This window comes from Flammeovirga sp. MY04, assembly GCF_001682195.2.
Taxonomy (GTDB): Bacteria; Bacteroidota; Bacteroidia; order Cytophagales; family Flammeovirgaceae; genus Flammeovirga; species Flammeovirga yaeyamensis.
This window is the reverse complement of sequence record NZ_CP003561.2, coordinates 2,012,134-2,025,357: the sequence shown is the minus strand read 5'-3', so window position 1 is coordinate 2,025,357 and position 13,224 is coordinate 2,012,134. Positions and strand designations below refer to the sequence as shown.

The following is a 13,224-nucleotide window of genomic DNA, read 5'->3' as shown; positions in this document are numbered from 1 at the left end:
AACATATGAAGAAATACAATTGTCCTAGTTGCAGTAAAGAATTTGCAATTGGATCAAAATTTTGTCAACATTGTGGCCGTAATTTAGAACTTGAAATTATTGAAAACCCAATGTGTCCTAAATGCCACAAGACATTTCCTGAAGGTTCTAAATTTTGTGATATTGACGGTTCTAAATTGACTTCACCTGATAAGTTAATACCAAAATGTGTAAAGTGTGGAACAGAATATTCAATCGAAACAAAATTTTGCCCTAAAGATGGTGGAGCAGTAATACCAGAAGCACTTAGGTTTGACATTAATGAACAAAACATTTCAAAACAATTCAATTTTAATGGCACATATTCAAAAGCTTCTTTAGGGAATCGTTTTTTAGCTTCTTTATTAGATGGTCTAATTACCACTGGATTTGCTATACCATCTTTAATATTCTATATGATTGGTATGGTAAAACTTCAAGACTATTATAATAGTGATGAAGCCATTCCTTTATTTATCTTGGCAGGATTTCTATACTTAATTCCTTTGACATATAGCTTTATCAAAGATGGCATCGGTAAGGGACAGAGTTGGGGCAAAAAAGCTGTTGGACTAATGGTAGTCTATCTTCCCCAAAATGCACCTTGTTCGTTAGGACAATCATTTTTAAGAAATTTGATAATGGTGTTATTAGGTTTAATACCTTTTATTGGATGGTTAATTGAACCAATTATTGTTCTAGCATCTGAAAATGGCAGAAGATTAGGAGATAAAGTTGCAAATACACAGGTTATCGAATTAAAAATATTATAACTAAATAAAATTAAATTATGTATTGTCAAAAATGTCAAACACAAAATGAAGAGAGTGCTCAATTCTGTAGAAATTGTGGCACAAACTTGAATATATTATCGGAGTCAAAATCTGATAATGGGATAACAGATACTTTGCTTTTTATTTTCATAATAATTGCATTTATATCAGCTATTGCTCAATTTACAATACAAAAACTAGATACTAATTGGTATGAAGGAGCAACCAAATATATACAAGGTGGTTTTTGGATTTTGCAAAATTTCAGTTTTTTACTAATTGCAATTGCCATTAAGAATAAGCCACTTAAAATTACAGCAATCATTATAACAGTTTTATTAATAAGTTACTGGCTCTACACTAATGTTATATTCTTAATTGGGTAAGAATTAAAATCCCAACGTTCTGGCAGGTAAAGTGCTAAATATCAGGGCTTGTATTCTGTTCAAACTACTTAGAGGTTTGATAGGAAAGTGCCACATACTCTGCCACTACTCATACAATTTATCATTAGTGTGCCAGGATGTTGTTGACTAGATCTTTGATAATATATGCAATACTGTAAAAAAGGCTAACAACCAATCGGTATGTATTGTGGATAAGAGATAGAGGAGGTTCTTCTATTTTTAGAAACTCTTAGAATCTCTAATTCAACTCGTTATAAATCAAAAAATATTCCATCGCTTATTGAGAGCACACATTATTTTAAGGAGTTCCCAATTAGTAATGGAATATTTTTTATGAACGATATCAATAGAATTAATTCGGATTGAATGCCAATACAGTTATATCATCAAATTGCTCTTGAGAGAATTTTTCTTTGATATATTTCTGTATGCTATCATTCCAATCGCTTTCATATTTACCATAAAATTCTTTGCAGATATCAAAAAAGTCTTTCGATTCTTCCATTTCACCAACGTTCGTTAAACCGTCTGTATACATTACAATAACATCGTCTGGAGATATTGTGTATTCGATATCTTTATAATGTCTAAGCGAATTAAATTTGTTACCTATTGGATATTCTGTGAATGATAACTCATTCACTGATCGGTCCTGAATAATAATACCTCTTCCGTTTGCAGATGTATATATTAGATTATTACCCTCTATATAAGCTATAGATAAGTTGACTTCGTGTCTTAATTGATCTTTCTCCTCCATTTTTTGATTTAATTCATTGATCAAATAATCATGAAGGTTATGTAACAATAGACTAGGGTAGTAAGGTAACTCTTGAAGTGAATCAAAATATCCTGAAATCACCATAGTCAATAAAGTTGCACTTATAGCATGTCCTTTACAATCTCCAACAACGACCATTGTTGTTTTATTGTAATTATTCACATAATAAAAATCACCGCTGATATTCTCTTTAGGTTTGTAAAGAATGGTATGTTCAGTAAAGAAATCTTTAAGAACTTCCTTTCCAGGTAATGTGATTTTTTGAATTTCTGCCGTATACTTCAAAGCTTCCTGTATAACAAAAAGATCCTTCTCTGCTTTTATTCTTCTTTGTTCTTCTTCTAGAGCAGAAGTCTTCGTACGCTCAGCGACCAATTCATGCTCACGAGTCGAAATTAACTCTTCTTGTTGCTGACGTAATTCTTCTTCTTGCTGGATGATTTCATCATTGTAAGCTTGAATCTCTTGTTCTGCCTTGTTTCGTCCTTTTTCATATTCTAATAATGTCCAAGCCACATCTGCACTTACACCAATATACACCATTGAGAAGAATAGAAAACCTTGATTTGACATGATATCTAATGGTTCATATGGTGACCAACCATAAATTGAAGTACAAGTTAAACCAATAGCAAAAATGAAAATCATGAAAGAATAAAGGGCTCCTGTTTTAATATTAAAAAAGAGAAAACCCATACTCAGAGGTGGAATAAAAAAGAAAACTACGGGTGATACTATTCCTCCTTTCAAATAACAGAGAATAGTCACAATAACTGATAATAAAATGACTTGAAGATGGAGCATCCATGTTCGTTTCTTGGAAGGAAATAAAACCAAACCAAGCTGAATTAATCCTAAGGAAGCTAAGACAATTGCCTCTGGGACAAAATCAAAAAATACATGCACTGCGATGAAAATGATCATTAAGACTAAAAATACTCTACTTTTAATCTTAAAGAAATTATAAACATCAAATTTCATATTAAAGTTATTTATTAAGTGAAAGCTGATGTAACTTAAATTTAGAAAACAAAAATCAACCTCTAAATCTATACTTATAGATTAGAGTAATTTCGTTTATCTGTAAATAGGTGAGATGACGATTTGATTTATCAAATAAAAATTTGTCGTACTATTTAATAATTCAAGTTTTTACACTTATATCTAATAATTAAGTTACAGTTATAGTTTATCATATCTTGGTTGTAAATGTAATAATACTAAGTTAATATTGTACACATTTAAGTCTTAAAATACATCGTAATTTTTAGAAGTAGCTGATTATCTATTCTTTAAAAATTGTATTTCAAATAATAATAAAAATAAAATTAAACCGATTAAGGCTTAGAGTGTGATTTGTTAAGTGTAGCACTATAATTTTTTTATTCCCACTTCTTTGTAACTTTAATCAGATATTCAAATACTTTAAAGCACAGACTTCAAATGAAAACCTTATTAATTACAATTTCTCTCTTTTTTATATTCAATACATCATGGTCTCAAAATGGGAGATGGGATGTGTATATGGCTCAATATGAAAACGGACCTGGTTCTACCATTCTTAATATGGATTTAATAAATTCAGCTCCAAAAAAATCTCTTCCATATTTAGTGGTAACAGGTGTGACTACAGAAAATTGTAGAGAAGATGGCTTTCCTCAAAATGATGAATTTGAGAAACTACATGATGTATCGGATGCTGTCGAATACAAAATTCAAGAGGTAACTACATTCGAAATAGTTGGAACATTTACTTATCAGTGTGAACGTTTAGATTATGTTTATGTAAGCGACACAACTAAGATTCGTCAGAAACTTACCGAAATGTATAATTCTAACTTTCCTGAGTACGAATATTACATTAATATAAAAATTGATGAGGATTGGGAGGCGTACCTGAAATTTCTTTATCCAAATGAAGAAACTCAAGAACATATGTCAAATATTAAGGTAGTAGCCAAACTCGCAGAATCTGGTGACAATTTAGAAAAAGCAAGACAAGTGGATCATTGGCTCTATTTTAAGGATAAGAAAAGTAGAAAATTATTTACGGATGCAATCATAAAAGAAGGCTTTAAAATCGAAAGTCAGGAAAAGCGAATTGATTTAAGATTACCTTATCAACTACGAATTTCTAGAACAGATTATGTGTCACCAAATGAGATAAATACCCTCACTCTAAAACTTAGAAAACAAGCTAAAGAGTTCAATGGAGAATATGATGGATGGGAAACTTTTGTGTTAAAACCAGAGGGTGATTTATAGTTGTTCAAGACTTCTACAACTTGGATGCTTTCTAAAGATATCATACAAGTGGCTGTTGTCAAAAATAAGATAAAAAATGTCAGTAGTATCATTTAGTGGATTATCTCAAATTATTCTAGTTATAATTCTTGGACTTGTAATGTCTTTTGTTTTAGCTATTGTTTTGAGAAATAAGAGTAAGCTAGTATTTATACCCTTAGTAATATTTGTATCAATTAGTATTTACTTAGGATTTCTGATCAGTTCTATAAATGATTCAATTAATGAACTTTCATCTGAAAAGCGATTAAAGCAATTATATGAATATTCAAAATCACCTGAAGAATTAGTGAAGGTTGGACAAAATTATACTTTAACTGGTAGGCTGATGTTTAGAAGTTATAAAGGGAAAATAAATTTTGCTAAGCTTTCTGAATCATCAAACCGTAGAGATTCAATTTCAATAATGTACGATTATATCAATGTTGAAACAGATATTAGGGATAGAAGCAGTAAGGGTAATGTAATTTATATGAATAGTGATGATTTTATAAAAGTATCCGGTTATGAATATGAGGAACTTACTAAAAATGAACAAGTAGTTGAGATGATATTAAAATGTGAGAAATTGTCTGATTATGAATGGTTTTGTTTAAAGGTAATTGATTTAGAGATTAAAAAAGGGAGAACATCAATCACAGATTAAATTTACCACATCAATAGCTAATCATTTTTTAGAAAACGATTTTGATTGGGTAAACTATGATTTTGAAGATAACCCCTATTCACGTTTAGTTGAATATATAGATGAAAATTCCAATACTCTTAGCACATTTAAAAATAACAATGATTTTCAAAATTATTGGTTAAAACTAAATAGACCACAGAAAGTCGATTGGATTTTTGATATTATCAAATCCATTAAATGACTAGAGCTTAAAACATAAGAAAAATAGAGATAAGCTATTTATTTAAAATCTCAATAGATTTTTTATAGAAAAGGTGCTATTTGAAGACATAGGATTGGATTAATTATATATTGACAAAGCTAAAAATCATTTATCCAAGTTATATTAAAGACATCACAATATCATTTCTACAGCACCACCTTTTAAGAAATAGGTAATTTTGTACATTATCTACTTTCATTGTGTCAACATTTAAGATAGATGGACGAATTAAATAAGAATCATCTATTTTATTTCATTGTTAAGTTCAGCTACTTGATAAATCACTCTCTAACTGAACATCTTTAATTAATACACACTAAACTCATGAAATTCAAAATAAAATACTTTCTACTACTCCAATTATGTTTTATGCTTTCTTTCGCACAGGCACAATACGAAATAAAGCCAACAAAAGGATATTCACCTCAGATCGGAATAATGGTCGATATGTTGGAAGACTTGAAAGGTAGAATTACCGAAATGACCAAAGACCTCGATCAAAAAGAAACGGATTATATGTTTGACGATCAAGCTAACTCAATTGGTGCTTTAATTATGCATTTGGTGGCGACTGAAGCCTATTATCAAGTAGAGACTTTAGAAGGTAGAGCATGGGATAAACAAGAAGAAGAATTTTGGTCAATTGCCAGTAGCTTAGGAGACCATAGTCGAGATGATCTAAAAGGAAAACCCATTAAATATTATCTTGATTTATGGGATAAAATCAGACAAAAAACACTCGATGGTCTAAAGAAAAAAGATGACGCTTGGTTTGCGGAAAATATAGAGGAAGGAATCAATAATCATTGGGTATGGTTTCATGTGATGGAGCACTCTGCAAATCATATGGGTCAAATTGCTCTTGTGAAAAATAGGCTACCTAAGAAGTAGTGTATGAATGGTAAGGATTTAATGATGATATGTGATACTCTATTATTACTTAAATGTTGGTGAGTTTATTAAGAATGAATAAAATTTTAAAAGTAGGGAGGAATTTTGGGTGATAAAATTATAACATAAGGGGAAAAAGAGGATAAAGACAAAATTGATTTATAAATTATATTAGGAGTTTTGGAGAAGGTAAGACGAAGTAAAAGTTTCACCTTTTTCAAAGGACCTTATTATTAACTCATTGCTGTAATAACCCATATTGACTACTACCCTTTAATTAGGATTCAAATTAAAGGGGCATAATGAAGAAAAGAAAATTAAATGGATTTTTTAAAACCTAATAATCCCGTTATAAATAAATTCTCATTAAAAAATATAAGTATCACAACACAAGTTTTTATTGGATTTGTGATTGTTACCGTATGCGTATTACTCTCCATTTTCATTTCTTACTATAACTCGAATAGAATCATAAAAAGTGCCGATTGGGTGGTGCATACCCAGGAAGTGCTTACGCAACTAGGAAATATTGAAACTTTATTGGTCGATTTAGAAACGGGACAAAGAGGATTTCTTATTACTGGTAAAATCGAATATTTAGAACCGTTTATTGAAGGAAAAAAAAGGATTTATCAAGAAATTAGCTCTATAAGAAAGCTTACTTCCGACAACATAAATCAAACCCCAAGAATTGACTCTCTTAAATTGGTGGTGGATAAGAAAATCGAAGAATTAGATCTTACAATCTATCTAAGAAAAAACAAAGGTTTTGAAGCAGCAAAAGAAATTGTCAATAACGATTCGGGAAAGTTATTTATGGATGAAATTCGAATTCTGATTGCTAGAATTGAAACAGAAGAATTAAGGTTACTTAAAATTAGAAGTCCAGAACCAGAGCTTATTAAAGAAAGGACATTTTATTTACTCATTGGACTTTTTGGTTTTACATTGATCATTATCAGTATTGTTTTTATTTATATCTACCGTTCTATCCGTATTCCAATACAGAAATTACAATTGGGTCTTGAACACATTGGTAAAGGGAACTTAGATTATACATTCGATATTCAAAAAGCAAACGAGTTTGGTAACTTGGCTCGGTTTATAGAATCAGTATTACTGGAACTGAAAACAACAATTGTATCAAAAGAAGAACTAGAGACTGAGATCATTATTAGGAAAGAAGTAGAAAATGATCTTACCAACATCAAAAATAATCTTGAAAACAGGAATAAAGAACTTGAACAGTTTACCTATATCACCTCACACGATTTGCAGGAACCTTTAAACTCTATCATCTCCTTCTCTAATTTTTTGATCAAAGAAAAAGATAAAATGACTGAGATAGGGCAAAAGAGTATTGAGGTAATTACGGAAAGCTCTTTTAGAATGAGAGCACTTATTAAAGAGCTTTTAGAATACACTAAGATTGGGAAAAAATCTTATCAAAAAGAGATTGATGTCGAGAAAATTATTGTGGATTTAAAAACAGATCTACATAGCTTAATTCAAGAAAAACAGGCGTGTATCACTTATAAGGGAAAACCGTTAAAGGTAAATGGGTATAAGCTTGATTTGATAAATTTATTTCAAAATTTAATCGTGAACAGCCTGAAATTTTCTAAAGAAAAGACTCCCCCAATTATTACAATCAATGCCGAAGAACAAACGAACAAATACAAATTCTGGATTTCTGATAACGGAATTGGTATTGAAGAAAAATACTTTGATAAAATATTTATGATTTTTCAGAAATTACATAGACATGATGAATACTCAGGTACCGGAATAGGACTTGCTTATTGTCAAAAAGTAATTGATATGCATAAGGGGAAAATTTGGATGGAATCAAAAATTGGTGAGGGGACGACCGTGTATTTTACGATAGCCAAGTAAAGCTTAAAATAGGAGACAGCGTTTTTTACACTGCCTCACTCTTGTCATATTCTTAGTTGATGATCACTTTCTTTCCCATCAAACTTTTCCAGCTTCCTTGAATGGTTTCATATTCTATTCCTAAAATATAGTTTCCATTTTTGATCCTATCTAATGGAATTCTTGTGTCTTGCATTGGCTTTTTACCCCATTTTCCCACAATCTGTCCATTCATATTATACAAAGTGATAATGCTTCTGTTATAACTGATTTCTCCCATATCTACCATCAAATAATCGCTTGTTGGATTAGGATAAACGGTTACATGAGCGTTTAATAAATCATCTTCAATACTTGTGATGATAATCTGTTGACGAGCATAGCGTACTCTTGTTTCTATAAAATCAGAAATACCATAATCCACATGTCCACCAAGAGGAGCAGAGAAGGCTTTGTCATAATCCGTTACTGTCCAACCGTAGTTGGTCGTGTAATAGGTATCTCTATCAATATAATCTCTTAAAAGTGCTTTTTGTGCATTGAAGTAAGGGTCGAGATGTGTATTGTTAAAGGTCTTGTCGATAAATGATAATAGATATTCATTGTATTCGTTTCTATACGCTGGATGGTCTAATATCTTTTGTGCTAGAGGTCGAGCTTGGTCGGGGTGAATCCAATCATTAAGATCTCTGATCCCCCAATCTTCCCCCACCCAATCGATGCCATAGGTGTTATCCAAATCGTAAGGAAGGTAAGTCCAAAGATCTTTACTTTCATCCCAATAGATCAAGAAGTTATTTTTGTTGTATGAATAATTGTCCCAGTGTCCGGAGAGGTGTTCTATGGCCAACGTTTTGATGTACGTTTCTACATCAAAGTTTCTTTCTATGTATGCACTAAAAGCCTCTCCATTTAGAATATTGATACTGTCCAGAAAAGCGGCTAACTCATTTCTATCTGCTTCATCACCGTCTTCAATTTCATAAATATCATCATTCAAATAAAGGTTAGGATCGTTAGTGAGGTCGGCACCGTAGTTCCCTTTGTATAATTTTCCATCATCATCGCCAAAGCGAGAAATTAAAAAGAGATCGTCGATTTGTTCTGTGTTGAGATATACACCGTGGTAATTGCCGTTGATATATAAAGCAACATGACTACTTCTTGCGGATGGAATATCCTCTTCAATAAAAAACTTTAACAGTGATTTTTCTCGAGAATGTGTTGGATCGTTATGTTCAGCCCTCAGATTAAATTTCTTTTCGCCATGAAACTGACGTCCTTTAATAAATTTGTTGAAGGAGATTTTAAACGATTTTTTAGGAGCATAACGAGAAGTATTTCCTCTTAAACGAATGCCTACATTATGAAGTGAATCCGTAAGTTGAGAGTTCGAAAATTCGAAGATACAGTATTTGTATTCCCTATTTTCTTCATTTCCGGGAGCCAATAAAAACGCTAAGTCGGCAGGGTCCATGGTAATGTCTACACGGTTGACTTCATTTTCCGGGAATAGAGGACCATTTTCTGGGTTTACATTTTGACCAAAAGCCACAAAAAAATGCACACAGAAAGTGAGTGTTAGTAGAATGTTTTTCATTAGTTAATAATAAGTTTGTCGATTTACATTTTCATATTACAGTAGTTGATAGAACAGATATTGAAGTAGTTATCAACTTGTTGCGCAATTTAGTTGAAATGGAGAAATAAAAAAAACACATTAAATTTAAAAGGAGCTCCAAATCATTGAAGCTCCTCCTAAAAATGAAGATGAGAAAATTATTTAATGGACGATTAGCTTTTGAGCTTCACCGGCTACTTTAATTATATAAACTCCCGGAGAAAGGTCGGCAGTTGATAGTGTATTGGTTGCTCGACTAACCGTTTGAGTAGAAAGAATCTGACCTTGCATAGTCACAATCTCTGCTTGGTACGAACCTTCCCCAAGACCGCTGATCTTTACAAAACCTTTTGCAGGATTCGGAGATAAGGCGATTTGAGCTTCAGGAATGTCCTCAATGACTAATTCTGATACTCTTGATGAGCTGTTACAGTTGGCAATCCAATCCCATTGCCCATCGCTTCGTTTTCTATATAAAATTCCACCGTTAATTACATATTGACCAGCAGTGTAACTATTTGAGTTCCCATTATAATCAGGAGCATCAGCACATGTAGTACCATTTGATCCACCACCCGAAGAACTCTTAGGTTTGTAAACCCTCACCCAATCTACCTTCATTTGGTTTCTTGCTGAACTAGCCAAATCAGCATCAGAAGGGGTGTGATTTAACGCTAACCATTGTTGAGATTCCACATTTATAATAATATCCATCGCTTTAGTAAAGCCTGCTCCACCTTGGAAATTCCCAGGATCAATGACACTAATACCGTTCGAATTATTGCTTGCCGCTTGTATGGTCGAGAAATTATAGTTTGTACTTGTTGCATAAGTCGTAACAGCTGTATATCCACTCGCGTTGTTGGCAGGGAACTGTCCATTCATGGAATTGAAATACTGATATTCCCATGTTCCATTTACTTTTGTCGCAGTAGCATTATGATACATCACTCGAACAAGCTGACCATCGATATAATATTCAAAGTGTTTTGGACCAACCCAATAAACACCCATTCTCATGTATCTTCTATTGCCATTATTCCAGCACCAATCACCCCAGCCATAATTGGCTGTTACTCGATTATCGTTGTACCAACTGTTCCAATCTTTGGGTTGATAATCAGTAAATGGAGTACGAATAAAAGAGTGGTGACTGATGTGGGTAAATTGTTTGAACCAAGGCACATTACCATAGTTCTCGATGATATCAATTTCTTGAGTATCGTCTGGGCTCAACAGCCAAAAACATGAAGCTAAAGAAATGTTGGCGACACTAATAGCCGATTCCACATAAACAGGATAAACCACCCGATTATTTGATGTCACACAACCAGAAAATACTCCAGGAATGCCCATTTTAGAAGTGTTGTTGCTTTTAGCTACGGTGATGACCAAATTATCGCCATCCACTTTCACCTTGTTGTAGGTCCAGTAAGTAGTTCCCGGTCCGTCCCAACCATTATGGTAGAAGTTATACCACTTTCCATTACCAAAGTTCGATTTGTAGTTTACAGCATTGAAATTGTAGTTGAAATCATCAGAAAGATTGCTCTGAAGTTCCCAAGTATTACCCGGTCCAGCATAAGCAGGCACTGGAATGTTACTCCATTCTTGGGCGTTTACCAAATGTCCCAAATTAAATGAGAGTAATAAGATTAAATAAATGTTTTTCATTTCAAAAAAGTTAAGTAAAGCCTTGTCGTATTAGGCTCGATTTAAGTTTAGATATTTAGAAATAGCATCTTCATTTCATTCACCAATTACTTTGAATAGTACTCATTTCCAAAGGTTTTAGACTAGACAAAAACTGAATTTTTTGGTTTTATTTTAGTGGTACGCGGTGGGTAGGGGGGAGAAAATTTTTTTCTTGAATACAAAAAACTCCTGCCCAACCAAGGTCGAGCAGGAGTCTCTATTTAACAGAAATGAAATTTCTTTAGAACATCGGTCCATCCGATATCAGGATACCATCTACGTTAGTTTCGTAACGTTCTCCATCGATGTTACCCGTAGAGAAACCGAATTTGATATAGTCTAGAGAACCACCGAAGTCTGGCTTTTCTGCATCACCACCCCAGTTACTCCAAGCCATTGTACTTAGACGGAAAGTATATAACTGCCACTCTCCATTGGTTTGTACTGAGTAATTTTCGGTATCGATATTACCACCAAATTTAGTTTCGTTTTGGAAGATCTCGAACTGTAAGTTACCTTTTGCTGAGCCTGTATTTACCCAGAACGAAAGGTGAGGATCTGTTACAGCAGATAAGTCAATATTATTTGAGTTATCCATTTCTAAAGCACCTGTCCAAGTCCAAGAAGAAGCACCATCTAAATGAGCGTGGATGTAATGATCGCCAACATGAGCGTTCATGCTTCCGCCGTCAATACTGTGTGTCACGCCAGCTCCAGCATCATCCCATTTGTAAGTAGCCGTTTCGAAGTCTTCTAGTTCTTTTGCTACGATGATAGGACCATCAGTGATCATTACATTATCCAAGTTCAAGATATAAGGGTTGCCACCGTTACCTTGTTTGAAAGATAGTTTTACAAAATCTAAAGTTCCTTTGATATCGACAGCAGCTAATCCGCCACCCCAATCGGCTAACTCTAATTCTTTAAGACTAACAGTCACCCATTGCCATTCATTATTTGTCGCTCTGAACACATAGTTATCGCCATCGTTACCTGTATTACTTGCCTTAAAATCGGCACCATTGCTATTGCCATTCTGACCCAATTCCAATTGGAAGTAACCTTGAGACGACTCAGAGTTGATTTGGAATGTTAAGTGAGGATCAGTGAAAGTGACTAAGTCGATTGGATCGCCATAGTATAACTGACCCATCCAAGAGGTCCAACCATCACCATCTGCTTTTCTTACAGTTAAGTAATGCTCGCCTCTACCTTTTGATATTCCATTGCCACTATCTAAGCCGTTTTCTGGAGTCACATCACCCGGTTCGTATGGGTTCACACCATCTTCAAAATCAAATAGTACTACTGGCTCTACTGGATCGAAGAATTCACCCGCATCTTCCACAGAAATTGGATTTGAATCAGGAACATTCGAATCAGCATTCATTGTAAATACCTTGATCGTTACTTCATCAGGTAAGTTGGATGGAGCCAACACATTAATCTGAGATGGATTCCCTTTTGAACCATCCACTTCAATGGTTTGTCCATCAATCACTACTTGATAGATCAAATCGACATTCGTTCCTTTGATCGCAAATACCTGACCTCTGGTAATAAAAGTAGGGTATTCTACATTTTCAGTTAAAGGATACACAGGTTCGTATTCTGATTCAGACGCCGCCTCTTGTTTGTAAGCGTTGATGACTCTCAATTGAGAGGTATCAAAGATTCTTGGCAGGGTTGCTCTAATCGTATCTTCTGATGCACTCACAGTGATGTTCGCACAAGGAACCTCACCAAGGTATACTTTTGCATTCTTGAAGTTTTCACCAACAATCACAAAAGGTTCACCAATTACGGTTGGATTTTGAAGGTCGGTATCGTTTATTTTCGGTTGAGGATAGTCGATGTCGTTACTCTGACTATACTCTTTCTGAGTTGTACAAGATTCCATTCCGATAGTCATTCCCAAGAATGCTAATCCCAATGATATCTTATGTATTTTACTTACAATATTCATGAT

Annotated in this window: 10 protein-coding genes; 6 read left to right on the top strand and 4 right to left on the bottom strand. The window is 33.5% G+C overall.

The features are described 5' to 3' along the window. The first annotated feature begins 5 nt into the window (after positions 1-5). Both MY04_RS27195 and MY04_RS27190 read left to right on the top strand, forming a co-directional pair. The gene (locus MY04_RS27195; RefSeq protein WP_066216351.1) at positions 6-791 is read left to right on the top strand and encodes an RDD family protein; all 786 of its coding nucleotides are present in this window, start codon (positions 6-8) and stop codon (positions 789-791) included. Between the two features lie 17 nt (positions 792-808). Then, a complete protein-coding gene (locus MY04_RS27190; RefSeq protein ID WP_066216349.1) occupies positions 809-1,177 on the top strand; it encodes a zinc ribbon domain-containing protein in 369 nt (122 codons plus the stop codon). 373 nt (positions 1,178-1,550) lie between these two features. Here the strand turns inward: MY04_RS27190 and MY04_RS27185 are convergent, their stop codons facing one another. Then, positions 1,551-2,960 carry a PP2C family protein-serine/threonine phosphatase gene (locus MY04_RS27185; protein WP_066216346.1) on the bottom strand — a complete coding sequence of 470 codons (1,410 nt, stop codon included), beginning with the start codon at positions 2,958-2,960 and terminating at the stop codon, positions 1,551-1,553. Positions 2,961-3,422: 462 nt separating this feature from the next. On the opposite strand from MY04_RS27185, the gene MY04_RS27180 reads away from it, so the two are divergent. The 4 genes from MY04_RS27180 (at position 3,423) to MY04_RS27165 (ending at position 7,960) form a co-directional block, all read left to right on the top strand. Then, positions 3,423-4,244: a DUF695 domain-containing protein gene (locus MY04_RS27180; RefSeq protein WP_066216343.1), complete on the top strand. Its 822-nt coding sequence runs from the start codon at positions 3,423-3,425 to the stop codon at positions 4,242-4,244. 76 nt (positions 4,245-4,320) lie between these two features. Beyond that, a complete protein-coding gene (locus tag MY04_RS27175) occupies positions 4,321-4,929 on the top strand; it encodes a hypothetical protein (protein WP_066216341.1) in 609 nt (202 codons plus the stop codon). Positions 4,930-5,497: 568 nt separating this feature from the next. Further along, the gene (locus MY04_RS27170) at positions 5,498-6,064 is read left to right on the top strand and encodes a DinB family protein (protein ID WP_066216338.1); all 567 of its coding nucleotides are present in this window, start codon (positions 5,498-5,500) and stop codon (positions 6,062-6,064) included. A gap of 321 nt (positions 6,065-6,385) precedes the next feature. After that, a complete protein-coding gene (locus MY04_RS27165; RefSeq protein ID WP_066216335.1) occupies positions 6,386-7,960 on the top strand; it encodes a sensor histidine kinase in 1,575 nt (524 codons plus the stop codon). A 52-nt stretch (positions 7,961-8,012) separates the two neighbouring features. On the opposite strand, the gene MY04_RS27160 is transcribed toward MY04_RS27165, so the two are convergent. From MY04_RS27160 to MY04_RS27150, 3 genes are all read right to left on the bottom strand, one after another. Continuing rightward, positions 8,013-9,539, bottom strand: coding sequence for a CotH kinase family protein (locus MY04_RS27160; RefSeq protein ID WP_066216333.1), 1,527 nt, complete (start codon positions 9,537-9,539; stop codon positions 8,013-8,015). A 183-nt stretch (positions 9,540-9,722) separates the two neighbouring features. Further along, complete coding sequence (locus tag MY04_RS27155; protein ID WP_066216330.1) at positions 9,723-11,234, bottom strand: T9SS type A sorting domain-containing protein; 1,512 nt, start codon at positions 11,232-11,234, stop codon at positions 9,723-9,725. Between the two features lie 262 nt (positions 11,235-11,496). After that, positions 11,497-13,221, bottom strand: coding sequence for a hypothetical protein (locus MY04_RS27150; RefSeq protein WP_066216327.1), 1,725 nt, complete (start codon positions 13,219-13,221; stop codon positions 11,497-11,499). Positions 13,222-13,224 lie beyond the last annotated feature (3 nt).